This window comes from Jidongwangia harbinensis (assembly GCF_020216025.1).
Classification (GTDB): domain Bacteria; phylum Actinomycetota; class Actinomycetes; order Mycobacteriales; family Micromonosporaceae; genus Actinoplanes; species Actinoplanes harbinensis.
Genome location: NZ_JAIWNC010000003.1, coordinates 379,924 through 404,373, shown reverse-complemented (window position 1 = coordinate 404,373; position 24,450 = coordinate 379,924). Strand labels below are relative to the sequence as shown.

Annotated in this window: 20 protein-coding genes; 11 read left to right on the top strand and 9 right to left on the bottom strand. The window is 73.4% G+C overall.

Annotated elements, in window-relative coordinates; all coding sequences use genetic code 11:
* Window position 1 precedes the first annotated feature (1 nt).
* A complete protein-coding gene (locus tag LDL48_RS06610; RefSeq protein WP_225254086.1) occupies window positions 2–814 on the bottom strand; it encodes a class I SAM-dependent methyltransferase in 813 nt (270 codons plus the stop codon).
* Between the two features lie 9 nt (window positions 815–823).
* Window positions 824–2,413 carry a hypothetical protein gene (locus LDL48_RS06605; RefSeq protein WP_372472054.1) on the bottom strand — a complete coding sequence of 530 codons (1,590 nt, stop codon included), beginning with the start codon at window positions 2,411–2,413 and terminating at the stop codon, window positions 824–826.
* 46 nt (window positions 2,414–2,459) lie between these two features.
* Between LDL48_RS06605 and mptB the strand changes: the two genes are divergently transcribed.
* From mptB to LDL48_RS06585, 4 genes are read left to right on the top strand one after another with little or no spacing between them, the layout of a single operon-like run.
* The gene (mptB, locus tag LDL48_RS06600; RefSeq protein WP_255627468.1) at window positions 2,460–3,911 is read left to right on the top strand and encodes a polyprenol phosphomannose-dependent alpha 1,6 mannosyltransferase MptB; all 1,452 of its coding nucleotides are present in this window, start codon (window positions 2,460–2,462) and stop codon (window positions 3,909–3,911) included.
* Window positions 3,908–5,077, top strand: coding sequence for a glycosyltransferase 87 family protein (locus LDL48_RS06595; protein WP_225254084.1), 1,170 nt, complete (start codon window positions 3,908–3,910; stop codon window positions 5,075–5,077). Before mptB ends, LDL48_RS06595 begins: the two co-directional genes overlap by 4 nt.
* A gap of 23 nt (window positions 5,078–5,100) precedes the next feature.
* A complete protein-coding gene (locus LDL48_RS06590; RefSeq protein WP_225254083.1) occupies window positions 5,101–6,048 on the top strand; it encodes an ATP-binding cassette domain-containing protein in 948 nt (315 codons plus the stop codon).
* Entirely contained in the window at window positions 6,045–6,836 is a 792-nt protein-coding gene (locus tag LDL48_RS06585; protein WP_225254082.1) for an ABC transporter permease, read from the top strand. Before LDL48_RS06590 ends, LDL48_RS06585 begins: the two co-directional genes overlap by 4 nt.
* On the opposite strand, the gene LDL48_RS06580 is transcribed toward LDL48_RS06585, so the two are convergent.
* The 4 genes from LDL48_RS06580 to glnA form a co-directional block, all read right to left on the bottom strand.
* Window positions 6,765–9,884, bottom strand: a complete 3,120-nt coding sequence (locus LDL48_RS06580; protein WP_225254081.1) for an AfsR/SARP family transcriptional regulator — start codon at window positions 9,882–9,884, stop codon at window positions 6,765–6,767. The two genes, LDL48_RS06585 and LDL48_RS06580, sit on opposite strands and share 72 nt — an antisense overlap.
* Window positions 9,885–9,942: 58 nt before the next feature.
* Complete coding sequence (locus tag LDL48_RS06575; protein ID WP_225254080.1) at window positions 9,943–10,641, bottom strand: AAA family ATPase; 699 nt, start codon at window positions 10,639–10,641, stop codon at window positions 9,943–9,945.
* Between the two features lie 110 nt (window positions 10,642–10,751).
* Window positions 10,752–11,837 carry a WD40 repeat domain-containing protein gene (locus LDL48_RS06570; RefSeq protein WP_225254079.1) on the bottom strand — a complete coding sequence of 362 codons (1,086 nt, stop codon included), beginning with the start codon at window positions 11,835–11,837 and terminating at the stop codon, window positions 10,752–10,754.
* Window positions 11,838–11,982: 145 nt separating this feature from the next.
* Window positions 11,983–13,407: a type I glutamate--ammonia ligase gene (gene glnA, locus LDL48_RS06565; protein WP_225254078.1), complete on the bottom strand. Its 1,425-nt coding sequence runs from the start codon at window positions 13,405–13,407 to the stop codon at window positions 11,983–11,985.
* Window positions 13,408–13,584: 177 nt separating this feature from the next.
* On the opposite strand from glnA, the gene LDL48_RS06560 reads away from it, so the two are divergent.
* Complete coding sequence (locus LDL48_RS06560; RefSeq protein ID WP_225254077.1) at window positions 13,585–13,977, top strand: RDD family protein; 393 nt, start codon at window positions 13,585–13,587, stop codon at window positions 13,975–13,977.
* A 36-nt stretch (window positions 13,978–14,013) separates the two neighbouring features.
* Here the strand turns inward: LDL48_RS06560 and LDL48_RS06555 are convergent, their stop codons facing one another.
* Window positions 14,014–14,706 carry a DUF4191 domain-containing protein gene (locus LDL48_RS06555; protein ID WP_225254076.1) on the bottom strand — a complete coding sequence of 231 codons (693 nt, stop codon included), beginning with the start codon at window positions 14,704–14,706 and terminating at the stop codon, window positions 14,014–14,016.
* A 171-nt stretch (window positions 14,707–14,877) separates the two neighbouring features.
* Between LDL48_RS06555 and LDL48_RS06550 the strand changes: the two genes are divergently transcribed.
* The 4 genes from LDL48_RS06550 (at window position 14,878) to LDL48_RS06535 (ending at window position 19,363) form a co-directional block, all read left to right on the top strand.
* Window positions 14,878–15,057: a hypothetical protein gene (locus LDL48_RS06550; RefSeq protein ID WP_225254075.1), complete on the top strand. Its 180-nt coding sequence runs from the start codon at window positions 14,878–14,880 to the stop codon at window positions 15,055–15,057.
* A gap of 77 nt (window positions 15,058–15,134) precedes the next feature.
* A complete protein-coding gene (locus LDL48_RS44405; protein WP_225254074.1) occupies window positions 15,135–17,999 on the top strand; it encodes a helix-turn-helix transcriptional regulator in 2,865 nt (954 codons plus the stop codon).
* A gap of 210 nt (window positions 18,000–18,209) precedes the next feature.
* Window positions 18,210–18,911: a hypothetical protein gene (locus LDL48_RS06540; protein WP_225254073.1), complete on the top strand. Its 702-nt coding sequence runs from the start codon at window positions 18,210–18,212 to the stop codon at window positions 18,909–18,911.
* A gap of 47 nt (window positions 18,912–18,958) precedes the next feature.
* Window positions 18,959–19,363 (top strand): transcriptional regulator, encoded by a 405-nt coding sequence (locus LDL48_RS06535; protein WP_372472058.1) that lies wholly within the window; start codon window positions 18,959–18,961, stop codon window positions 19,361–19,363.
* A gap of 106 nt (window positions 19,364–19,469) precedes the next feature.
* Here LDL48_RS06535 and lipA read toward each other — a convergent pair whose 3' ends face one another.
* Window positions 19,470–20,366: a lipoyl synthase gene (gene lipA, locus LDL48_RS06530; RefSeq protein WP_225254142.1), complete on the bottom strand. Its 897-nt coding sequence runs from the start codon at window positions 20,364–20,366 to the stop codon at window positions 19,470–19,472.
* Between the two features lie 389 nt (window positions 20,367–20,755).
* On the opposite strand from lipA, the gene aspS reads away from it, so the two are divergent.
* Both aspS and LDL48_RS06520 read left to right on the top strand, forming a co-directional pair.
* The gene (gene aspS, locus LDL48_RS06525; protein ID WP_225254072.1) at window positions 20,756–22,000 is read left to right on the top strand and encodes an aspartate--tRNA(Asn) ligase; all 1,245 of its coding nucleotides are present in this window, start codon (window positions 20,756–20,758) and stop codon (window positions 21,998–22,000) included.
* A 213-nt stretch (window positions 22,001–22,213) separates the two neighbouring features.
* Entirely contained in the window at window positions 22,214–23,791 is a 1,578-nt protein-coding gene (locus tag LDL48_RS06520; RefSeq protein ID WP_225254071.1) for a methyl-accepting chemotaxis protein, read from the top strand.
* Window positions 23,792–23,810: 19 nt separating this feature from the next.
* Here the strand turns inward: LDL48_RS06520 and lipB are convergent, their stop codons facing one another.
* Window positions 23,811–24,449, bottom strand: coding sequence for a lipoyl(octanoyl) transferase LipB (gene lipB / locus LDL48_RS06515; RefSeq protein WP_225254070.1), 639 nt, complete (start codon window positions 24,447–24,449; stop codon window positions 23,811–23,813).
* Window position 24,450 lies beyond the last annotated feature (1 nt).

The following is a 24,450-nucleotide window of genomic DNA, read 5'->3' as shown; positions in this document are numbered from 1 at the left end:
GTCAGGGGCGCCAGATCACCAGGTCGATGTCGCGCAGCCGCTCGCTGAACCGCCCGTCCGGCGCCACCTCGCCCAGCAGCCCGCGCAGATCCGCCGCGAACCGGTCCACCTCCGCGCCGAACAGATGCGGCGCCGCGTACGACAGCGAGAACACCGCGGACACCACCTCCTCGGCGGACCGGGTGACCACCTCGCTGCGGGACACCTCGATCCGTTCCGGGCCGGCGTACCCGGCCGCGCGCATCACGTCCTCCTCGCCGCCGCGGGTGCCGTCCGGCAGGGCGGACCGCCCGGCCCGGCGTACCGGCCCGAGGTGGCGGGCGACGAGCGCGTCGATGTCGTCCCACGGCGGCCGGGGATGCGGTAGCGGGTCGTCGCCGTCCACGCCGCGATGGGTGGACGCGAAGACGTGCACCCATCGGCCGCCCGGCGCGATCATGTCGCGGACCCGGTCGGCGACCAGCGGCTGATCCATCCAGTGGAACGACTGCGCGAACGTCACCACCCGGAACGTGCCCAGACCGGCCGGCAGGTCCTCGGCCCGCAGTTGTCGCCAGGTGACCCGGCCGTCCCGCCGCCGCGCCTCGCCGATCATGCCGGGGTCGGCGTCCACCCCCACGGCGTCCGCGAACAGCGGGGCGAGCAGCAGCGTCAGCGAACCCGGCCCGCAGCCGACGTCCAGCAGGCGGCCGGTGCCGTCCAGGCCGAGATGGTCGCGGAGCGCGTCGGCGAGACGCTGTGGGTACGGCACCCGCCCGACGCCGTAGTGCGGGGCGCTGCCCGCGTACAGCGTCTCGTCCCATTCCCAGCCCATGGTGGCGTCCTAACTGGTCAGCGTGTAACGGCCGGCGGCGGGCACCCGGACCACGGTCCACGTGCCGGACGCCGCGACGACCGCCCCCGGCGTCCGCAGCCACCGGTGGTACCGCACCCGGATCGCGACGTTGCCGCCGGCCGGGGCGTCGAACGTCAGGCTCGCGGCGGTGTGCGCGACCAGCGTCGCGGGCGGGGCGACGATCGGCTGCGGATCGGCGACCGCGTACAGCCGCCAGTGCCGATCCGACCAGATCGGCCGCAGGTAGGGCTGACCGCGCCCGACCAACTGCGCCTCGGCCCGGCCCACCCAGGACAGTTCGGCGTCCGGCACGGCGACGTACTGTACCGAATGGTCGGCCAGCCAGGCGCGGTAATTCTCGGCGGTCAGCGGCACCCCGGTGCCGGCGGCGCCCGGCACGGTGGCGAAGAACAGCGGGTTGCGGTCGATGTCGGCCTGCCGGAGCCAGCCGCGGGCCAGCGGCACCTCCCCGAGGTACGCCGACTCCCAGTACGCCCGGGTCGGCGGAATCTCCACCCGGCCGGCCAGCGGGAGGGCGGCGAGCCGGTCCCGCAGCGGCGCGAAGTACTCCGGTTCGGCGGTGGGGTTGCCGAGGTCGGCGACGTCGGCGACCACCACCGGCGGCTGCCACCAGCACACCGCGGCCAGCACCGGCACCAGCACCCAGACCGGCACCCGGCGATCGGTGTGGCCGGCGGGCGGCGGGTCCTCTGCCGCGGCGGCCGGGCGGCGCAGCGCCGGCACCGCGGCGTAGGCGGCCAGCACCGGCAGCGCGAACATCGTCACCAGCCGGGTCGCGTTCAGCCCGACCGGCGTGTGCACCAGCGCCGCGGCGAGCACCCCGCCCGCGGACAGCAGGCCGGCGATCCGGACCGGGCGCAGCGGCACCAGCGCGGCGACGAGCAGGCTGGTGACCACGGCGCGCAGCGCGTCGGTGCGGCCGATGTTCATCCAGCCGCCGTCGCCGAACAGCCCGGCCATCAGCGTCAGCGGCACCGCGGCCGGCACCGCGACGACCAGCCCGCGGCGGATCCGGCCGGACCCGATCAGCGCCACGCCGGCCAGGCCGAGGAACAGGCCGGCGACCGGGCTGGCCGCGGACGCCAGCAGGCTGGACACGGCGGCGGCCCAGCGCAGCCGGGGATACGTCAGCAGGAGCAGCGCGAGCACGCCGAAGAGCACACCGATCGCGTACGTCACCCGGCCGGAGACCAGGTTCCCGGCGATGCACAGCGTGCCGAGCACCGCCCCGGCGAGGGGTCGCGCCGCGCCGGTGCGGCGGAGCAGGGTGGCGAACGCCAGCGACGTCAGCACCAGGGTGAGCGCGCCGGTGACCCGGACACCGAGCGTGGCCATCACGGGCTGCGACACCAGGCTGTAGCCGAGCTGGTTGACGCCGCCGTACCACCGCAGGTCCACCGGGGTCCAGCCGTGCTCGGCGAAGAACCCGGCGCGGGCGACCTGGGCGGACAGGTCCGAGCCCATCCGGGGGAGCAGGAGGTACGCGACCGCGAGCGCCGCCGGCAGCCCGGCGACGACCCACCGCTCCCCGCGCCGGCTCCACACGCCGCCGACCATACCGGGCTGCCCGATGGTCGCTGCGCGTCACGGTAGGGTGGCCGCCATGTCCCGGCCCGCGCTCGTCCGATCCGCGGGCCTGGCGGGAAGTGTGCTGCTGGCGGTGGCGGCGTACGCGGGCGGCGCGGACCGGCCGTGGCAGCCGACCATGACCCCCGGCACCGTCCTGGCCGGACAGAGCGGCCTGCTGGCGCCGCTGACCTGGCTGCTCGGCACGGTCCTGTTGACCGGCGCGTGGTGGTACGGCCGGACCGTCGTGCCGTCGGCGCGGTGGGCGTACCTGACGGCCGCCCTCTGGGTGCTGCCGCTGCTGCCGGTGCTGCCGCTGGGTAGTTACGACGTGTATTCGTACGCCTGTCAGGGGCATGCGCTCGCGGCCGGGCTGGACCCGTACGCGGCCGGGGTCCAGGCGCTGGGGTGCCCGTGGCTGGACGCGGTGTCGCCGACCTGGCGGGACGCGCCGGCGCCGTACGGGCCGGTGTTCCTGCTGATCGCCGCGGCGGCGTCGGCGCTGGGCGGCTCGCTGGCCGGGGTGCTGGCCGCGCTGCGGGTGGTGTCCGTGCTGGGCGTGGTGCTGATCGCGGTGAGCCTGCCGGCGCTGACCCGCCGCACCGGAGTGGATCTCAAGCGGGCGGTGTGGCTGGCGCTGGCCTGCCCGCTGGTCGCCGTGCACCTGGTCTCCGGCGCGCACAACGACGCCGTGATGGTCGGCCTGCTGGTGGCGGGCCTCGCGGTGGCGGCCCGGGGGCGCGCGGCCGGGCCGCTGCTGGCCGCCGGCGCGTTGCTCGGCCTGGCGGTCGGGGTGAAGGCGACCGCCCTGGTGGTCCTCCCGTTCGCGGTCCTGGCGGCGGCCCGGGCCGGTCGCCCCGACCCGGCGGTGCGAGACCCGGCGGTGCGAGACCCGGCGGTGCGAGAGCCCGCGGTGCGAGAGCCGGCGGTAGTGCGCTGGGGGACGCTGGTGCGGCCCGCGGTGCTGGTCGGTGGCGGGGCGCTCGCCGTGCTGGCCGGGGTGTCGCTCGCCTCGGGGCTGGGCTTCGGCTGGATCCGCGGGCTCACCGGCAGCGGCGCCTCGGTGCAGTGGACGTCGCCGTCGACCGCGGTCGGCATGACGGTGAACCTGGCCGGGCAGGCGTTCGGGGCCGGCTGGGAGGCCGTACCCGTGACCCGGGTTCTGGGCATCGCCGTCCTGGTCGCGGTGCTGATCGCGCTCTGCTGGCGGGCCCGGCGCAGCGACGCGCTGCTCGGCGCGGGCCTGGCGCTGGCCGCGACGGTCGCGCTGGCCCCGGTCTTCCACCCGTGGTATCTCACCTGGCCGCTGGCCGTGCTGGCCGCGACGCAGCGCCGGGACACCCGGTGGCTGGTGCTGCCGTGCGCGGTCGCCGGTGTGCTGTGCCTGCCGGACGGGTACAACCTGGCGCTCGCGGTCAAGACGCAGGGCGCGGTGGCGATGACCGCCCTGGTCGTGGTGCTGCTGGTCCGGCGAGGGCGACGGCCATGATCAAAAAAGTGTCGATCGTCGCCGGGCTCGTGCTGCTCACCGTGGGCATCGTGTGGCTGGCCGAGACGCGCAACGGGTTCTTCGACTCCAAGGTCTACTACGGCGCGATCCGGTACTGGTACGACGACGCCGGCATGGTCTACGACTGGTTGCGCCCCGGCACGCCGTACGGGTTCACCTATCCGCCGTTCGCCGGGTTGCTGATGGCGCCGATGGCGGTGCTGCCGTTCGCGGCCGTCGTGGTGCTGGCCACCGTGGCCACCGTGGGCACCACCGGGCTGCTCGTGTGGTGGCTGGCGCCGCGCCCCGGACGGTCGGCCTGGTTCGCGTTCGCCGTCGCCCTGTGCCTCGCGGTCGCGTTCGAGCCGGTCCGCGAGACGATCACGTTCGGGCAGGTCAACACGCTGCTGCTGGCTCTGGTGGCGGCCGATGTGCTGTTCGGGGTGGGCCGCGGCCGGCGCTGGGCGGGCGTGGGCATCGGGCTGGCCACCGCGATCAAGCTGACGCCGGGCGTGTTCATCCTGTACCTGCTGGTCACCGGCCGATGGCGGGCGGCCCTGACCGCCATGGGCACGGCGGCGGGGGCCACGCTGGTCGCCGCCGCGGTGTTCCCGGACGAGTCGCGGGAGTTCTGGACGTCGGCGCTTTGGGACACGAACCGGGTCGGCGTGCTGTCGTACGTCTCCAACCAGAGCCTGCGCGGCTATCTCGCCCGGCTGCCGATCGACGCCGTCGCGCCGTACGTGTGGGTGGTCCTGGTCCTGGCGGTTCTGGCCCTGTGGGCCTGGCGGGTGCGCCGGGCCGGGGCCGACGTGGTCGGCGGCCTCGCGCTGACCGGCGTGCTGGGCTGCCTGATCAGCCCGGTCAGCTGGGTGCACCACTGCGTGTGGCTGCTGCCCGCGCTGATCCGGTGCGTGGACACCGGGCTGACGTCGCGCGACCGCCGACCGCTGTACCTGGGCGCGGTCGCCTATCTGCTGATGACGTCGCGGCTGCTGTGGGTGTGGGAGAAACGGCCGCGGCCGCCGCTGGAACTGCTCGGCGGCAACATCTACGTCTACGTCGGCCTGGCGCTGCTGATCTGGATGCCGCTGACACGCGCTGACACCGACGCCGGCGCGGACGTCAGGGAGATGTCAGGGGAGCGGCGCAGTCTTCCGTCGTAACCACCACGACGGGAGACACCACCATGACGAACGCGATCGTCGCCGAGGGGCTGGTGCAACGCTTCGGCGACACCACCGCCCTGGCCGGCGTCGACCTCGCCGTCCGCACCGGTACCGTGCTGGGCCTGCTGGGGCCGAACGGTGCGGGCAAGACCACCGCGGTGCGGGTGCTGGCCACCCTGCTCCGCCCCGACCAGGGCCACGCCACGGTGGGCGGCTACGACGTCGTCCGCGAGGCCCACCAGGTGCGCCGGCTGATCGGCCTCACCGGCCAGTACGCGTCGGTCGACGAGACGCTGACCGGCGCGGAGAACCTGATCCTCATCGGCCGGCTGCTCGGCCTGCCCCGCCGTGACGCCAAGGCGCGCGCCCGGGAACTGCTCGCCGAGTTCCGCCTGGACGACGCGGCGGACCGGGCGGCCGGCAAGTTCTCCGGCGGCATGCGCCGCCGGCTGGACCTGGCCGCCAGCCTGGTCGGCCGCCCCCGGCTGCTGTTCCTGGACGAGCCGACCACCGGCCTGGACCCGCGCAGCCGCAACGAGATGTGGGACATCGTCCGCGGCCTGGTCGCGGACGGCGTCACCGTGCTGCTCACCACGCAGTACCTGGACGAGGCGGACCAGCTGGCCGACGAGATCGTGGTGATCGACCACGGCCGGGTCGTCGCCACCGGCACGTCGGACCAGCTCAAGGCCCGGACCGGACGGCAGACCGTGACGGTACGCCCGTCCGCCGAGGCGGACCTGGACATGATCGTCGCTTTGGTACGCCTGGTCGCCGCCGGACCGGTGGACGCCACCGGCGGCGTGGTGACCGCCCCGGTCACCGACCCCGGCGCGCTCGCCCACCTGGTCCGTCGGCTCGACGACGGCGGCCTGGCCGTCGCGGAACTCGCGCTGCGCAGTCCCAGCCTGGACGAGGTCTTCCTGAGCCTCACCGGCCGGCCCGCACCGGAAGGGGTGCCCGCATGACGGTCCTTGCCGCCGAACCCCGGGTGCGCATCGCCGACGGCCTCCGGCACACCGGCACGCTGGCCTGGCGCACGCTGGTCCAGATCAAGCACAACCCGTTCGAACTGCTCGACTTCAGCGTGCAGCCGGTGATGTTCCTGCTGCTGTTCACGTACGTCTTCGGCGGTGCCATCGCCGGGTCGCCGGGCGACTACCTGGCGTTCGGCCTGTCCGGCATCATCGTGCAGAACCTGCTGTTCGCCACGCTGAACACCGGCGTCGGACTGAACACCGACCTGTCCAAGGGCGTGTTCGACCGGCTCCGCTCGCTGCCGATCGCCCGCTGGTCACCGCTGGCCGGCCGGATCGTCGCCGACATGATCAAGCAGGCGTGGGCGGTGGCGCTCCTGCTCGGCGTCGGCATGATCCTCGGCTTCCGGGTCGCCACCGGCCCGCTCGAGGTGCTCGGCACGTTCGGGCTGCTGCTGGTCTTCGGGATGGCCGCGTCCTGGATGTCGGTGCTGGTGGCGATGCTGGTCAGCGCGCCGGAGAAGGTGCAGATCTTCGGGTTCGTGCTGCTGTTCCCGCTGACCTTCGCCAGCAACGCGTTCGCGCCCACCGACTCCATGCCGGGCTGGCTGCAGGCCTGGGTGAAGGTGAACCCGGTGTCCGTCCTCGCCGACGCGATCCGCGGGCTGCTCAACGGCGGCCCGGTCGCCGGGCCGGTCACCCAGGCTCTACTGTGGGCAGCCGCGCTGCTCGCGGTGTTCGCGCCGCTCTCCGTCTGGGCGTTCCGCCGGCGGGTGTAGGCCGGTGGCCGCCATCGCGGTCGCCACCGTCACCGACTGCCCCTCGGCGTAGCAGGTGTCGAAGCCCGGGTCGCCCAGGGCGGCCCGGGCGGTCCGCTCCACCCGGTCCACGTCGGGCAGCGTACGGTCCACCGATCCGCGCACCGCCACCGCGGCGCCGAGCAGCCGGGCCGCCCGCGCCGGATCCCCGTCGCGCAGCGCCAGGTCCGCCGCGCCGGCCAGCGTCATCGCCACCACGGGGGAATCCTTCGAGGACACCGCCAGCTCCACCGCCTCGGCGTGCAGCCGCCGGGCCGTCGCCAGATCACCCGCGGCGGCCTCGATCAGGCCGAGCGTGGACTGCACCATGCCGCGCCACTGCGGCGCCATGTGCGACTCCTCGAAGAGCGCCCGGGCGGCCGTCATCCGGGCCCGCGCCTCGTCCAGGTCGCCGTCCTCCCGGGCGATGGTGGCCTGCCCGTACAGCACCGACGCGGTCACCTCGGGCACGCCGACCTCGTCCGCACCCGCCATCGCCTCGCGCAGCAGACGCCGCGCCTCGGCCCGGTCACCGGCCATCCACAGCTGGTGCGCGGCCTTCGCCTGCATCTGCGGCACGTCCTCGCGGACGCCGACCTCGCGGACCAGCGCGATCGCCTCCCGCTGCCAGGCCACCGCCTGGGCGAAGTCGCCGCGGGCCGCCGCCAGGTCGCCCAGCGCGCTCAGCGAGAACCCGATGCCCCAGCGTTCGCCGAGCCCCCGGAAACCCGCCAGCGCGGTACGCATCTCCGCCTCCGCGATCTCCGTAGGCTGCCCGAAGTTGATCCGGATCAAGGCCGTCATCAGGTACGCCGCGGCGCGCAGCCACGGGTCCGGATCCTCCCGCAGCACGGTCAGCCCGGCCGGGTTCACGCCGTCCCACCCGCCCTGCAGCATCCCGGCCGCCGGCCCGATCAGCCGCAGCGCCGGGTGCGGCCGGGTACCCTCCGCGGCGAGCCGCTCGGCCTGCCGGAACCAGCCCGTCACCACGTCCATGCCGACGTTGCCCTCGACACCGTGCAGGGCACCGAAGAGGTACGCCAGCGCCCGTTCGTCGGTGTCCGCCGGCCCGGTCATCGCCAGCACGTCCCGGGCCAGCGCGAGCGCCTCCGAGCGGTGCCCACTCAGCCACCAGTACCAGCCCAGCCACGCCACCAGGGCGGTCGCGGTCGCGGTGTCACCGGCCGCGACGGCGGAACGGACCGCGGCGTGCAGGTTGTCGTGTTCAGCGGTGAGGCGCCGCAGCCACACCAGTTGGTCCGGTCCGCGCAGCGCCGGCTCCGCCGTCCGGGCCAGCGCGAGCAGGTGACCGGCCAGGGCGCGGCGCATCGACTCCGCCTCGCCGGCCTCGGCCAGCCGCTCCAGGCCGTACTCCCGGATCGTCTCCAACATCCGGTACCGGTCGCCGGACCGGGTCAGCAGCGACTTGTCCACCAGCGCACCCAGCAGGTCCAGGTCGGCCGCGCAGACCGTCTCCACCGCCGCCACGTCCGCGCCGCCGTGGAACACCGCGAACCGCCGCCACAGCTGCCGTTCCGGCTCGGTCAGCAGATCCCAGCTCCAGTCCACCACCGCGCGCAACGTCTGGTGCCGCGGCAGCGCGGTGCGGCTGCCGCCGGTCAGCAGCCGGAACCGGTCGGCCAGGCGGTCCGCCAGCACGTTCACCGGGAGCGTCCGCAACCGGGCCGCGGCCAGCTCCAGGGCCAGCGGCATCCCGTCCAGCGCCCGGCAGATCCGCACCACCGGCCCGGCGGTCGCGCCGTCCAGCGTCAGGCCCGCACCGGCCCGCTCCACCAGCAGCCGCACCGCCGGATAGCCGGCCGCCACCCGCGGCGTCGCGTCCACCGGCGGCAACGCCAGCGGTTCCACCGGGTACAGCCGCTCACCCGGCAGGCCCAGCGGTTCCCGGCTGGTGGCCAGCAGGCGCAACCCCGGCGCGGCCCGCAGCACCTGGTCCGCCACCCGGGCCGCGGCGCCGATCAGGTGCTCGCAGTTGTCCAGGATCAGCACCATCTCCCGGCCCGCGACCGCCTCGCACAGCCGGGTCAGCGGCTCCATGCCCTCGGACGCCGCGCCCCGGCCCGGCCGGTCCACCAGCACCCGGCTGCGCAGCCGCAACGCGGTCAGGATCGCCGCCGGAATCTCCGCCGGATCGGTGACCGGCGCCAGCTCCACCCGCCACACGTCGCCGGGGACCCGGGCACCCACCTCCACGGACAGCCGGGTCTTGCCGCTGCCGCCCGGGCCGGTGAGCGTGACCAGCCGGTGCGCGCCGATCAGCTCGGCGACCGTGCGGACCTCGGCGTCCCGCCCCACGAACGAACTCAGCTCGGCCGGCAGGTTCCCGCGCGCCGCCTTCGGCGACCGCAGCAGCTCCAGGTGCAGGGCGGCGAGTTCGGCGCTGGGGTCGGTGCCGAGCGTGTCGGCCAGCCGCCGCCGGGTCGTCTCGTACACCTGCAACGCCCGGCCCGGGCTGCCGGTGTCCCGCAGCGCCCGGATCAGCAGCGCCGCGAACGGCTCGTCCAGCGGGTGCGCCGCCACCAGCTCCGTCAGCTCGGCCACCACCTCGACGGCCCGCCCGGCGCGCAGGTCGGCGGCGATCCGCCCGCGCAGCGCGGCCAGCCGCAGCCCGTCCAGCCGGGCCGCGGAGGCGCGGGCCGCGTCCGGGAACTCCAGCGGCCCCCGCCACAGCCGCAACGCCGTCGCCGGATCCTCGGCGGCCAGCCGGGCGAACCGGTGCGCGTCCACCCGGTCCGGCTCGATGACCAGCCGGTAGCCGGCCGGCGCGGCCTCCACCACCAGGCCCGGCGCGACCCGCCGGAGCCGGGACACCAGGGCCTGCAGGGCGTTGCCCGCCCCGGCCGGCGGGTCGTCGCCCCAGACCCCGTCGATCAGGCGGTCCGCGGACACGATCCGGTTGGCGTCCAGAGCCAGAAGCGTCAGGAGGGTACGCAGGCGGGCGCCCGCGACCGGCACCGGGTCCCCGGTGTCGGTGCGCACCTCGACCGGCCCGAGCACCGCCACATCCACGGGTCGATTCTGCCCTAGGCGTGCTCGACGACGAGGCCGGTGACCCGTCGGCGACCGGTCAGCCGTGGCGACCGACCGCCTGCCCGGGATCTGCCTGTCCGGGACCCGGCCGGCCGGTCAGGCGTAACGCCGCGGCCACCCGCGCCGTCAGGTCGTCCTCGGTCATCGCCGGGTGGACCTCGACGGCGTGGAGGCCGAGGTCGTGCACCTCCACGGCCAGGCGTTCGGTGAACGCGGCGTCGCGGGCCAGCAGGTTCCGAAGGGCCCGTTCCGGGTCGCTGGTCCGGCCGGCGATCCGCCACAGCGACCCCCGGCTCTCGAACGCGTCCCGCCGGAACGCGGGCGTCGGCAGGAGCCACACGGCCCGGCCGGTCCCGCCGAGCAACGGCCGCACCAGGCGCGGCAACAGCCGGAAGCCCTCGACGACCACGCGGGTGCCGGCAGGCAGGCCGAGCAGGTCGTCCACGATTAGGCCGAACCCCTCACCCCGGAACCAGTGGAAGGTGTCCAGCATGACCTCCGGCGACCGGTCCAGCCAGCGCTCGTCCATGTCCATGGCCATGAACTCGTGCAGGAACGGGCAGTCACCGGCAGTGCTCCGCCGGGCGTGGTCGGACATCACGTCATCGGTGGCGTACAGGTGGAGGCCGTACCGGGCGGCCAGGCGGCGCGCCACGGTGGACTTGCCGGCTCCGCTGCCGCCACCGATCCAGAACACGTCCCGCAGCCGGCTGCGCAGAGCACAGACTGCGTCCATGGTCGCGCCTACGATCGCCTGGGTGCGGGCGCTGCGCCGCGGGACGCCCGGGTGGGGGTGGATCCGCGTGCCGTTCCGGCCGCTGACCGATCGGTGTCCTCTGATTACCGTCAGCCGCGATGGAGGCCGGGACCGGGGTCGTGCAGGTCCCAGAAGCGGATGCCTCCGACATCGGCGGAGGCGACCACGGTGCGTCCGCCCACCTCGGCCGCGGCCACACTGCACAGGTCCGTGCTGTGCCAGGTGTACCGGGACTCCTCGACGTCGCCGGGCCGGTCGACGCCACCCACGGCCACGACCGCGATGTGCATCGACTCCATCGCGACCAGCACGACGTCACCGCGGGGCGAGCGGGCAACGGTCGCTTCCAGCGGGCCACCCTCGTGCTCGAGCAGGAACAGCTCCTCGTCCCCGGCGACGTCGACCACCCGGAAGTCGCCGATGTGGTCCAGGAAGTATTCGGACTGGTAGGGGTCGTCGCCGTACTGCTCGGCGGGGTCGAATCCGAGGACGGCGACGAGCCGGTCGTTCGCCGTTGCGAGGATCCCGAAGTATTCGCTCTCGTTTGGCACCTTCCCGGGTTCCTGCCGCGGGGCGCCGGAAGCCACGTCCCACAGGGTCACCGTCGCCAGATACGCCCCGCAGTCCACGGCGGGGTCGTGCGCGACCGTCAACGCCACCAGCTGCCCGTCCAGCACGCCCACGTCCGAGCGGGTCATCTTCAGGCCCGCACCGATGTGCAGGTCGGCGTGGAGCGCTCCGGTGCCGGCGTCGAAGATCCGCACCAGCCCGTCCTCGGTGCCCACACCCACCAGGGCGTGACCGTCCACCACGGCCTCGCCGACCCCCGCGATCGTGTGCTCCGACCGCAGCAGCGGCTCGGCATGCGGGGTGCCGTCGCGCAGGTCCCAGCGCAACACCACGTTGCGGTCGTCGGCCGTGACGAGAATGTCGTGTTCCGGCCCGGCGAACGCGGCATACCTGACCGCGTCCGCATGCCCGGTGAGTGCCGGGCCGAGGGGTTGTCCCGTGGCGGCGTCCCACAGCCGCACCAGGCGGTCCTTGCCGCCCGAGGCGAACACCGGCCGACCCGCCCACCTGCCGCCGGCCAGGGCAAAAGTGATGCCGATGTGCTCGGTGTCCGTGACGTTCTCGGAGCTGCCGGGCGCCACGAGGATCTGCTTCGATTCAGCCATGCCCGGCAACGTAGTGCGTCCGTACGACAATCTGTCCGGCCCACCGTCCCATGTGCCCGGACAGCCTCGCCGGCGCCGCGCTCCGGACACGCGAAACGGCGGCCACGCCGGCCGGTAGCCGATCGTGACCGCCGCTCGTCACGGGTCAGACGTTGTAGTACATCTCGAACTCGTGCGGGGTCGGGCGCAGCCGGACCGGGTCGATCTCGTTCTCGCGCTTCCAGTCGATCCACGTCTCGATCAGGTCGGGGGTGAAGACACCACCGGCGGTGAGGAAGTCGTGGTCGGCCTCGAGCGAGTTCAGCACGGCGTCGAGCGAACCCGGCACCTGCTTCACGTCACCCCACTCCTCCGGCGGGAGGTCGTACAGGTCCTTGTCGATCGGCGCCGGCGGCTCGATCTTGTTCTTGATGCCGTCCAGGCCGGCCATCATCTGGGCCGAGAAGGACAGGTACGGGTTGCTCGACGGGTCCGGCACGCGGAACTCGACGCGCTTCGCCTTCGGGTTGCTGCCGGTCACCGGGATACGGGTGCAGGCGGAGCGGTTGCGCTGCGAGTAGACCAGGTTGACCGGGGCCTCGTAGCCGGGCACCAGACGACGGTACGAGTTGACCGTCGGGTTGGTGAACGCCAGCAGGCTCGGGGCGTGGTGCAGCAGACCGCCGATGTACCAGCGGGCGGTGTCGGACAGGCCGGCGTACCCGGTCTCGTCGTAGAACAGCGGCTCCCCGCCGAGCCAGAGGCTCTGGTGGGTGTGCATTCCGGAGCCGTTGTCGCCGAAGAGCGGCTTCGGCATGAACGTCGCGGTCTTGCCGTGCTCCCAGGCGGTGTTCTTGATGATGTACTTGAACATCTGCATCTGGTCGCCGGCGTGCAGCAGGGTCGAGAACTTGTAGTTGATCTCGGCCTGGCCCGCGGTGCCGACCTCGTGGTGCGAACGCTCCACGGTGAAGCCGACGTCGATCAGCCGGCGCACCATGGCGTCGCGCAGGTCGGAGTAGTGGTCCAGCGGGGCCACCGGGAAGTAGCCGCCCTTGTACGCGGTCTTGTAGCCGCGGTTGCCGCCCTCCTCCTCCTTGCCGGAGTTCCAGGCGCCCTCGACCGAGTCGATGTAGTAGAACGACTCGTTCGCCGAGGTGGAGTGGCGGATCGAGTCGAAGATGTAGAACTCCGCCTCGGCGCCGAAGTACGCGGTGTCGGCGATGCCGCTGGAGGCCAGGTACGTCTCCGCCTTCTTCGCCACGTTCCGCGGGTCACGCGAGTAGGCCTCGCGGGTGAACGGGTCGTGGATGAAGAAGTTCAGCGCCAGCGTCTTCTGGATCCGGAACGGGTCCACGAACGCGGTGGTGACGTCGGGCAGGAGCATCATGTCGGACTCGTGGATGGCCTGGAACCCGCGGATCGAGGATCCGTCAAAGGCGAGGCCGTCGGTCACAACGCTGTCGTCGAAGGACTCCACCGGAATGTTGAAGTGCTGCATCACACCGGGCAGGTCACAGAATCGTACGTCGACGAACTTGACGTCCTCGTCTTTGAGGTATCGCAGGAGTTCCTCGGGATTGGCGAACACTCGTCCTCCTGGCACAGGATTTTCGAACCGGGGCGGCGCGTGGCCGCCGTGTGGCTAGGCTGGTCGCGACGCTATGGGTACGGAGTTGCCCAGGCGTATCCCTATTGTTTCCGCCATGTTACGGAGGCCCTGAGCGGGTCGCGACTGGTGCAGGTTAACCCGTTAGCCTTGGCTCTCGTGGCAGCTCGTGCAAATGACACCCCGCCGGCGTACGACCCGGCGCAGGTCCGCCTCGCCGGCTTCGGGCGCCGGTTCGCCGCGCTGCTCATCGACTGGGCGATCTGCCTCGTGGTGGCCGCGTTCTACGCCAACCCGCAGGCCGTGCCGTGGCCGCCGGTGCTGGTGCTGATCGTGCTCAACACCGTCCTGATCGGCCTGTTCGGCCAGACCCCGGGCATGGCGCTGGCCGGCCTCCGCTGCATCGCGATTCGGGACGGCGGGGCGATCGGCCTGGGGCGGGCGTTCGTCCGGGCGATCCTGCTGGCCCTGCTGATCCCGGCGGTCGTGACGGACGCGAGCCGGCGCGGATGGCACGACCGAGCGGCCGGCTCCGTCGTGGTCCTGCGCTAGCCCACCACCCGTGAGCCCCGGAGTGTCGGGGAGTGGTCAGCGCGGCCGTTGCTGGCGGAACTGGCCCTTGGACGGCCGCATGCTCTTGGGGATGGCGCCCTTCGGCATCTGGGGCCGTGCCATCAGCGCGCCCAGCCGCTTGTCCAGCGCGTTCACGTCCTTGCCGGTGAGGTTGCGGGGCAGCTTCATCACCGTGGTGCGCAGTTTGCGGATCGACAGCTCGCCCTCGCCGGAGCCGATCATGTAGTCGTACAGCGGGGCGTTGCCGATCACCTTGGCGAGGCGGCGCTTCTCCTGGCCCATCAGCGTGCGTACCCGCTGGGTCTGTCCCTCGCCGAGCAGGATCACGCCGGGCCGGCCGATCACGACGTGCACCATGTCGAACTGGGTGGTCGAGCTGGCCGCGGGACGGACCCGCCAGTCGCCGCGCATGTTCTCCATGATCTGGGCGGCCGCTCCGGGCTGGCCCTCGGCGACGTTCATCATCGCCGAGTTGGACCGCAGATTGAGCACGATCAGCACGGCCAGCAGGGTGACCATGATGCCGATCGGGATCCACACCCAGCCCAGCCCCAGGAGCACCACCAGCACCGTGAGCGACAGCGGGATCAGGACCGCGGCGGCGAGCAGCGGCAAGAACCACTTGTCCTGCTTGGCGGTGAACGCGAACACCTGGCCGATCTGCTTCAGCCGCTCGCGGAACGACACCTTCTCCTGGGGTTTTGCCATACCCGGAAGTGTAGTGGTCACGGGTAAGTGCCTTACGTCGGCTCGGCACCGGCCGTCCGGCCGGTAAGGTAGCCGGCCCTCGCGATATCAGGCTGCGTCCCCATGTGTGCCCGGCACCTTCGGCCGAAGAGTGGACCTCAGCGGAAACGACCGATCGCGAGGAGACATGCGATGTTCCCCTACACCGACCCGCAAACCCGGCTCGACCTGTACCACCAGCGCAACGACGAACTGCGCCGCGAGGCCGCCGCCTACCGGCTGGCACACGGTTCCGCCCGGGCCGGACGGCACCGCCGGTTCGGGCGGGCGGCCCGGAAGGCGCCGGCCGTACGAGCGCCGTCGGCCTCGTGAACGGGGCCGCCGAGCGTCTCGTGAACGGGGCCGCCGAGCGGGGATTTCCGTCGTACCCCCGTGGCATTCTCGACACCGTGACGGCGTACTCCAGCAGTGAGGTCCTCGTCGGCCGGGAGGCCGACCTGGCGGCGCTGAAGGATGCCCTGAAGCGCACCCGCAGCGCCGAGCCGTCGACCGTGCTGGTTGGCGGCGAGGCGGGGGTCGGCAAGACCCGCCTGGTGGAGGAGTTCCGCCGGGCCGCCGAGGCCGACGGCGCCCGGGTGCTCACCGGGCAGGCGCTGGAGCTGGGCGAGGAGGGGCTGCCGTTCGCACCCTTCGCGGCCGCCCTGCGCGAGCTGGTGCAGGCCGACGGCCCGGCCGTGCTACGGGGCCGGGAGCGTGACTTCGCCCGGCTGCTGCCCGAGCTGGGCGCCCCGCCGGACGCCGTCGAGGCGCATCGGGGTTACCTGTTCGACCTGGTCGCGGCGCTGTTCGCCCGGCTGTCCGAGGACCGGTCGGTGGTGCTGGTGCTGGAGGACCTGCACTGGGCCGACCGGTCCACTCGCGACCTGATCGGGTTCCTGGTGCGGTCGGCCCGGCTGCCGCACGTCCTGCTGCTGATCACCTATCGCACCGACGAGTTGCACCGCGGCCATCCGCTGCGGCCGTTCCTCGCCGAGCTCGACCGGGTCCGCGGGGTGCAGCGGCTGGAGCTCGACCGGCTCGACCGCGACGGCACCGCCGCGATGCTCACCCACCTGCTCGGCGCGGAGCCGGAGCCGCGGACCGCCGACTCGGTGCACGAGCGCGCCCAGGGCAACCCGTTCTTCATCGAGCAGTTCGCGCTGTCCGGCGACCCGGACTGCAGCGACATCCCGCACAGCCTGCGCGACCTGCTGCTGTCCCGGGTCGACCAGCTGTCCGAGGTGGCCCAGCGGGTGCTGCGGGTGGCCGCGGTGGGTGGCACCCGCTTCGGCCACGAGTTGCTCGCCCGGGTGGCCGGCCTCGCCGATGCCGAACTGGAGTCGGCCCTGCGGGCCGTGGTGGCGGCCCAGCTGATCGTGGTGGACACCGACGGGGGGTACGAGTTCCGCCACGCCCTGGTCCGCGAGGCGGTGCACGACGACCTGCTGCCCGGTGAGCACGCCCGGATGCACTCGCGGTACGCGGGGGCGATCGAGGCCGGGCCCGAGCTGGTGGCGATGGGCCGGGCGCCCGCCGAGATCGCCCACCACTGGTATGCCGCGCACGACCGCCCGCGCGCCCTGGTGGCCGCCAAGCAGGCCGCCGACCACGCCTGCCGGCGTTATGCCTACGCGGAACAGGCCCGCCTGCTGGAACGTGTCCTGGAGTTGTGGGAGCAGGTACCGGACGCCGGTGGCCGGCTCGGCGTCGACCATCTCGACCTGCTGGAGGAGACCGCGCTGTCGGCGATCCAGGCGGGGGATCACAAGCGGGCGCTGAAGCTCACCCGGGCCGCGCTGGCCGATCTGGACGCGGATGCCGAGCCGTTGCGGGCGGCGCGGCTGCTGGTCCGCCGCGGCAAGCTGCTCAGCAACAAGGGTGCCAGCAACGGCGAGGCGGAGGCGCGCGAGGCCCACCGCCTGCTCAAGACCGTGCCCAATTCGTCGGAGCGGGTGATGCTGCTGGCCGACGTGGCGCAGGCGTACTGCGCGGTGGACCTGGACGAGGCCGGCCGCATCGCGGAGGAGGCGATGGGCCTCGCCGTGGAGCTGGGCGACGTCGCCACCGAGGTCTCCACCATGATCACGTATGGGCGCATCTGCGCCGGGCGGATTCCCACGGAGGAGAGCCTGGAGGCGATGTTCCGGGCCGCCGAGCGGGCCCGCGCCGCCGACGATCTGCCCAACCTGGCCCGGGCCCTGGTGAACGCGTCCGACGGCCTGTTCCGCCTGGGCCGTTACGAGGAGTCCGCGGCCGGTGCCGCCGAGGGCGTCCCGCACGCCGACCGGGTCGGGGTCAGCCGCACCACCGGCGTGTTCCTGATGGCCAACCACGCCGAGGCGCTGATCGCGCTGGGCCGGTGGGACGCGGCCGACGCCCGGCTCGCCGAGGCGGCCCGCAAGGACCCGCCCGGCACGCTGGCCCTGCCGTGGATGCGACTGCGCGCCCGGCTGCGGCTGGCCCGCGGTCACGAGGGCGCGCAGGCGCTGGCCGAGCGGGCGGTGGCCTTCCTCGGCCGGCCCTACCTCAACCAGGACAACCGTCTGTCGCTGCACGAGCTGCGGATTCTCGCCGCGCTGCACGCCGGTGACCATCCGGCCGCGGTGGCGGCGGCCGGGGCCGGCCTGGCCGAGCCGGACCTCGACGCCCTGCCGCGATATGCCTGGCCGCTGCTCGCGGCCGCGGCCGAGGCGGCGGACCGGGCCGGCGATCCCGAGCTGACCGCACGGGTACGCGAGTCGGCGGCGACCGTGCCGGTGCGGCGTCCGGCCGACCGGGCGTATGAGGCGCACGTCCGCGCCTGCCTGGACCGTGACCCGGACGCCTGGCGCGCGGCGGTGACGGCGTGGCGGGCGGACGGCCAGCGTTATCCGCTCGCGGTGGCCCTCCGCGGGCTGGCCGAGACGGCGGCCGGTGCCGGCGACCGGGCGACCGCGGCCGGGGCGGTCGAGGAGGCGGCGGCGATCGCGGGGGCGCTCGGCGCGGCGCCCCTCGTCGCGCAGATGGACACGCTGGCGCAGCGGCTCGGGCTGCGCTCCGCCGCCGCGGCGGTCGCGGCGGCGCCGGACGGCACCGAGGTGCTGACCGCGCGGGAGCGTGAGGTGCTGCGGCTGGTGGCCGAGGGGCACAGCAACGGGCGGATCGCCGAGCGGCTCTACATCTCCCCGAAGACGGCGAGCGTGCACGTCTCCCGGATCATCGCCAAGCTCGGCGTGGCCAACCGGGTGGAGGCCGCCGCGGTGGCGCACCGCCTGGGCCTGCTCGACGAGAGCTGAGCGATCCGCGGGCGCCGGCCGGGCTGAGCCTGGGCCGGGAAGCCCGCGCGCTCGCCAAGCAGGGACGACCGCGAGCCAAGCAGGGACGACCGCGAGCCAAGCAGGGACGACCGCGAGCCCCGGCGGCCACGGTCCGGTTGGGCGCACTCCGTTCCATCTCGTTCGCGATTGTTGCTGGCGCCAATCGGTTTGCTGTGCAAACCTATTGGCATGACTTCTGATGCGGTACCCGCCGACGGGGACCCCCGCCGGCTTCTCGCAGACACGCGCCGCCTCGCGCGCCAGGTCCGCCTGGCCCAACGCGTGACGTGGCTGCCCCTACTGGTGCTGGGCCTGGTGACCCTCGGCGCGATTCCCGCCTACGCCTACGGCCGCGAGGTCCTCAGCGACTGCCGTCCGTCGGGCGACGGCGAGGTGTGCCAGGTGTGGTTCCAGACCGCGTCCATCTACTGGTGGACGGCGCTGGTGCTGGCCTATCTGGTGATCGCCGGGGGATACCTGCGGGTCGCCCGGGCGCGCGGGCTGGGCACCCGGGTGGCGCCGTACGCCATCGTGGGTGTCGTGCTCGTCGCCCTGTTCACCGCCTTGCACGTGGTCGCGGCGGATGCCCTGGTGCCGTCGGACCCCGGGCGCCCGCTGCCCTGGGTCGTCCTCGCGCTGTTGCGCCTGACCGACTTCAGCGGCTCGATCGGGCTGGCGCTGCTGGTGCTGGCCTGGCTGGAACGGCACCCCGCGTTGCTGGTGTTCGCCCTCGGCTACCTGGCCGTGGTGCTGGTGCCGATCAACTTCGGCTGGGGAGTCCACTGGGGAGGCCGGTGGGAGTTCGCGCCGATGCTGGCCATCAGCGGCGGCGTGCTGCTGCTCGGCAGCGCCGGATTCGCGCTGGCGCAACGCCTGCGGCGGCCCGGGTGACCGGCCCGGCCGGCCCTCCGGCACCGGACGGAAGCGGCCCGGTCGACATTCCGGGACCGGGCGGGAGTGGCCCGGTCGGTGCGCCGGACGGGAACGACTCGCCGCATCCGGTCACCGGGCTCGACGACGTGGTGCACCAGCGGGTCCGGCTCGGCATCCTCACCATCGCGCACGAGGCGCGCCGGGTGGAGTTCGGGTTCCTGCGTACCCAGTTGGCGTTGACCGCCGGCAACCTTTCCCAGCACGTCGCGGTGCTGGAGACGGCCGGCCTGGTCGAGGTCGAGAAGGGCTACGCCGGGAAGCGCGGCCGGACCTGGATCACGCTCACCGAGGCGGGCCAAACGGCACTCGCCGCGGAGGTCGCGCGGCTCAAACAGCTCATCGCCCGCATCGAGACACCCGACGGGGGAGCGGGAAACGCGCTGCCCCGGACGCCGGAGGAGACGCCATGACCACCGCACGCGTGTCCCGCCGCGGCCTCCTCCCGGCCGCGCCGGCCGCCGGCCGCACCGTGGGCCGGGTCCGGCCTTCCCCGAGGTGCGCCACCTGCCGTAGGCGTCAGGCGCGAGCGGCCAGGGCCTGCTGGTAGAGCCGGCCCGCGCGGTACGACGAGCGCACCAGCGGCCCGCTCATCACTCCGGCGAAGCCGATCTGCTCGGCCTCCTGGCCCAGCTCGATGAACTCCTCCGGCTTCACCCAGCGCTCCACCGGGTGGTGCCGGGGGGTGGGCCGCAGGTACTGCGTGATGGTGATCAGCTCGCAGCCGGCCGCGTGCAGGTCCCGCAGCGCCTGGGACACCTCGGCCCGCTCCTCGCCCATGCCGAGGATCAGGTTGCTCTTGGTGACCAGCCCGGCCGCGCGGGCCTGGGTCAGCACGTCGAGGGACCGGTCGTAGCGGAATCCGGGGCGGATCCGCTTGAAGATCCGCGGGACCGTCTCGACGTTGTGCGCCAGCACCTCGGGCGCGGCACCGAACACCTCGGCCAGCTGGGCCGGGTCCGCGTTGAAGTCGGGGATGAGCAGCTCCACGCCGCAGCCGGGCTGCAGCTTGTGGATCTGCCGGACGGTCTCGGCGTACAGCCAGGCGCCGCCGTCGGGCAGGTCGTCGCGGGCCACCCCGGTGACCGTGGCGTACTTCAGGCCCATGGTGGCCACCGACTCGCCGACCCGGCGCGGCTCGTCGGCGTCGAACTCGGCCGGCTTGCCGGTGTCGATCTGGCAGAAGTCGCACCGGCGGGTGCATTGGTCGCCGCCGATGAGGAATGTCGCCTCCCGGTCCTCCCAACATTCGTAGATGTTGGGGCAGCCGGCCTCCTGGCAGACGGTGTGCAGGCCCTCCCGCTGGACCAGTCCGCGCAGGTGGGTGTACTCCGGGCCCATCTTGGCTTTGACTTTGATCCAGGGCGGCTTCCGCTCGATGGGAGTTTCGGCGTTGCGCGCTTCGATGCGCAGCATGCGGCGGCCCTCGGGAGCAATAGTCACATCCCCGAGATTACGCCGGAACGTGCCGTTCACGGTGCGGAGGCGACGAGGCTCACGTGGCGGGTGATGTGAGCGCCCTCACGCCGGTACGGGAAATCCGGTTCGCCCGCGCGAAGCGTGCTGTTAAGGTCCCGGGCACGGCGATGACGGAACCGAGTAACGTCCCGATCCACGTCGGCGGAGAGAGCCACCGGAAGCTGAGAAGGTGGCCCGGCGCCGGGGCGCGAAGACACTCCGGAGCCACGGCACGACCAATGAGGCGCCCGGGAAACCGGGCGCGAAGGTGTGGTGGCACCGCGAGGATCCCGCTCGCCCACACCTCCCTGGGGCCGCGTTGCAGACACCAGAGGAGGTACACCCGCATGCAACGCATCCTCTCCACCGAACTGACCGGGCACCTCGGCGAGACCGTGACGGTCGCCGGGTGGGTCCACCGTCGCCGGCTGCTCAAGTCGGTGGCGTTCCTGATCGTCCGCGACGCCGCCGGGTTCACCCAGGTGGTCGCGGGCGACGACACCCGCGGGCCGATCGAGACGCTCGCCGAGGAGAGCGTCGTCGAGATCACCGCCACGGTCACCGCCAACCCGGCGGCTCCGGCGGGGGTCGAGCTGACCCGGCCGGCGGTACGGGTACTCAGCGCGGTCACCGTACCCCTGCCCCTGGAACTGCACCGGCCCGCGCTGACCGCGACGCTGCCCACCCAGCTCGACCATGCCGCCCTGGCCCTCCGGCACCCGACGCGGGTCACCGCGCTCCGGGTGGCGGCGACCGTGACCGCCGCCTTCCGGGAGGCCCTGCGGGAGCAGCGGTTCGTCGAGATCCACACGCCGAAGATCGTGGCGTCCGCGACCGAGTCCGGCGCCGACGTGTTCCGGCTGGACTACTTCGGCCGGCCCGGCTACCTGGCGCAGTCCCCGCAGTTCTACAAGCAGCTGATGGTCGGGGTGTTCGAGCGGGTGTACGAGGTGGGACCGGTGTTCCGCGCCGAGCCGCACGACACCGGCCGGCACCTGGCGCAGTACACGTCCCTGGACGCCGAGCTCGGCTTCGTCGCCGACCACCGGGACGTGATGGCCGTGCTGACCCGGACGCTGACCGCGATGGCCGCGGCGGTGGCGGAGTACGCGCCGCTGGACGTGCCGGCCGAGATCCCGGCCGTGCACTTCCGCGAGGCGCTGCGGATCGTCGGTGCGCCGGACGACGAGCCGGACCTGGCGCCCGCACACGAACGCGCGCTGGGGGAGTGGGCACGCCGCGAACACGGATCCGAGTTCCTCTACGTCACCGGGTACCCGATGGCGAAACGTCCGTTCTACACCCACCCGGACCCCGCGGACCCGCGCTGGTCGAACGGCTTCGACCTGCTGTTCCGCGGCGTCGAGCTGGTCACCGGCGGCCAGCGGCTGCACCACTACGACGACTACGTGCGGGCGCTCGGCGGTGACCTGGCCCCGTACGCCGGCTACCTGGACGGCTTCCGGTACGGCATGCCGCCGCACGGCGGGTTCGCCATCGGGCTGGAGCGGTTCGTGTCCCGGCTGCTCGGGGTGGCGAACGTGCGGGCGGTGACCGCCTTCCCGCGCGACCTGCACCGGCTGACACCCTGACGGTCCCCCGGGCCGTGCGTCGGCACGGGCTGGGCACGCGGAGCGCTGGTGTACCAGTGGAGCGCTCCACTGGTACACCAGCGTCGTTTCCCGGGACCCAGAACGACACTGGTGTACCGGTGGCGGTGATCAAGAGCAGGTACGTCATCGGGGCCTTGTCGCTCAGCCGCGTACTCCCCGCGCCGATCGGGGGAGAAGGGGACGGAGGCGGACATGGTGTACGCGTGGCTGGGCCGACGACGGGTGCGGACCAAACTGATGCTGTTGGTCGGCATGGCGTTGATCGGCGTGCTGGTCAGCGCCGCGGTGGGGGTCCGTGGCCTGACCGCCGCCGAGCGGGACGCCCGGGACCTGCAGACGTCGGCGCACCTGACCCGGACCGCGCTCGAGGCGGACATGGCGCACGACGCGATCCGCGGCGACGTGCTGCGCGTGTTCGTGGCGACCACCAGCGCGGAACGCGCCGAGGCCGCCGCGGATCTCACCGAGCACACCGCCATCATGCAGGACCGGCTCGCCGTGTTCCGGACGGACCAGGCACCACCCGCGGTACGGGAGGCGGCCAGCCGGGTCGAGCCGACCGTGGCGGAGTACCTGCGCCTGGCCGGTGCCGTCGTGGCGAACTCCGGCGCGGGACCGGACGACGGCGTGTACCCCCAGTTCACCACGGCCTTCAGCGCCGTGGAGGACGAGCTGCCGGCGGTCGGCGACGCGCTGGACCAGCACTCCGACGAGGTGGCCGCCGGGGTCGCCGCGCAACGGCGTGCGGCCACGGTGAGCGTCGCGCTGGGCGCCGCGGTGGCCGCGCTGCTGCTGCTGGTGATCGCGGCGCTGGTGGCGGGCAGCATTCTCACGCCGCTACGGGCGGTGGCCGGCGCGCTGGACGGCGTCCGCGACGGCGACCTGTCCCGCCGGGCCCAGGTGCCCGGGTCGGACGAACTCGCCGCCATGGCGTCGCAGCTCAACGGCGTCATCGAGGGTCTGGACGAGACCATCGGGGAGGTGACCGCGTCGGCCGCGGCGGTGTCCGGGGCGACGGCCCGGATGGCCGGCGTCTCGCAGCGGATCTCGCAGGCCGCGGAGCGCACCACCGCCCAGGCCGGAGTCACCGCGGAGGCGGCGGAGTCGGTGCGGCAGAACGTCGACACCACGGCCGTCGGCAACGAGGAGATGGGCGCGTCGATCAACGAGATCGCGCGCAGCACCACCGAGGCCGTGCAGGTCGTCGGCGACGCGGTCGACATGGCCCGGCGGACGAACACCACGATGGCCGAGCTGGGCTCGTCGTCGGCGGAGATCGGCGACGTGGTCAAGGTGATCACGTCGATCGCCGAGCAGACGAACCTGCTGGCGCTGAACGCGACCATCGAGGCGGCCCGGGCCGGGGACGCCGGCAAGGGATTCGCGGTGGTCGCCGGCGAGGTCAAGGATCTGGCTCAGGAGACCGCGAAGGCCACCCAGGACATCTCGCTCCGGGTGGAGGCGATCCAGGCCGGCACCGCCGGCGCGGTCGAGGCGATCACCGAGATCACCGCGGTGATCAGCCGGATCGACGAGATCCAGACCACCATCGCGTCGGCGGTGGAGGAACAGAGCGCCACCGCGAGCGAGATGGCCCGCAGCATGGGCGAGGTCAGCGGGCGGACCGGCGACATCACCGACGCCATCGGGGCGATCGCCGCGGCGGCGTCGGAGACCTCGCGGGACGCCGAGTCCGCACTCGCCGACGCGACCGAGGTCTCCGGCATGGCGGAGCGGCTGCACACGCTGACGGCGCGGTTCCGCGTCTGAGCGCCGCCGCCCCGCCCGGCTAGGCCAGCAGGGTCGGCAGGTGACGCTCCACGACCGGCAGGACCTCGGCCACCGGCACCGGACGGCCCACCTCGGCGGACAGCGACGTCACGCCGGAGTCGCGGATGCCGCACGGCACGAACCGGTCGTAGTTGCTCAGGTCGCAGTCGCAGTTGATGGCGAACCCGTGCTGGGTCACGCCCCGGGACACGCGGATGCCGATGGCAGCGATCTTGCGGTCCGGGCCGCGGTCGTCGGCCAGCACCCAGGCGCCGCTGCGGCCGTCGATCGGATTGCGCTGGGCGGTCACGCCGAACTCGGCACAGACGTCGATCAGCAGCTGCTCGGTGCGGCGTACGTACGCCACCACGTCGATCGGGTCGGGCAGCGTGAGGATCGGGTAGCCGACGAGCTGGCCGGGGCCGTGCCAGGTGATCTTCCCGCCGCGGTCCACGTCGACCACCGGCGTGCCGTCGAACGGCCGGTCGGCGGGCTCGGTGCGTTTGCCGGCGGTGAACACGCTGGGGTGTTCCAGCAGCAGGATGGTGTCCGGCTGGTCGCCGGCCACCACGGCGTCATGGATGCGCCGCTGCTCGTCCCACGCCTGCACGTAGTCGACCAGGCCGGGACGGAGCACGGTGAGCGTTGAGCTGGTCACC

Coding starts and splice junctions, on each gene's coding strand:
- LDL48_RS06610 (WP_225254086.1), bottom strand. CDS start 814: ATGGGCTGGGAATGGGACGAGACGCTGTACGCGGGCAGCGCCCCGCAC.
- LDL48_RS06605 (WP_372472054.1), bottom strand. CDS start 2,413: ATGGTCGGCGGCGTGTGGAGCCGGCGCGGGGAGCGGTGGGTCGTCGCC.
- mptB (WP_255627468.1), top strand. CDS start 2,460: ATGTCCCGGCCCGCGCTCGTCCGATCCGCGGGCCTGGCGGGAAGTGTG.
- LDL48_RS06595 (WP_225254084.1), top strand. CDS start 3,908: ATGATCAAAAAAGTGTCGATCGTCGCCGGGCTCGTGCTGCTCACCGTG.
- LDL48_RS06590 (WP_225254083.1), top strand. CDS start 5,101: ATGACGAACGCGATCGTCGCCGAGGGGCTGGTGCAACGCTTCGGCGAC.
- LDL48_RS06585 (WP_225254082.1), top strand. CDS start 6,045: ATGACGGTCCTTGCCGCCGAACCCCGGGTGCGCATCGCCGACGGCCTC.
- LDL48_RS06575 (WP_225254080.1), bottom strand. CDS start 10,641: ATGGACGCAGTCTGTGCTCTGCGCAGCCGGCTGCGGGACGTGTTCTGG.
- LDL48_RS06570 (WP_225254079.1), bottom strand. CDS start 11,837: ATGGCTGAATCGAAGCAGATCCTCGTGGCGCCCGGCAGCTCCGAGAAC.
- LDL48_RS06555 (WP_225254076.1), bottom strand. CDS start 14,706: ATGGCAAAACCCCAGGAGAAGGTGTCGTTCCGCGAGCGGCTGAAGCAG.
- LDL48_RS06550 (WP_225254075.1), top strand. CDS start 14,878: ATGTTCCCCTACACCGACCCGCAAACCCGGCTCGACCTGTACCACCAG.
- LDL48_RS06540 (WP_225254073.1), top strand. CDS start 18,210: ATGACTTCTGATGCGGTACCCGCCGACGGGGACCCCCGCCGGCTTCTC.
- lipA (WP_225254142.1), bottom strand. CDS start 20,366: ATGCTGCGCATCGAAGCGCGCAACGCCGAAACTCCCATCGAGCGGAAG.
- aspS (WP_225254072.1), top strand. CDS start 20,756: ATGCAACGCATCCTCTCCACCGAACTGACCGGGCACCTCGGCGAGACC.
- LDL48_RS06520 (WP_225254071.1), top strand. CDS start 22,214: ATGGTGTACGCGTGGCTGGGCCGACGACGGGTGCGGACCAAACTGATG.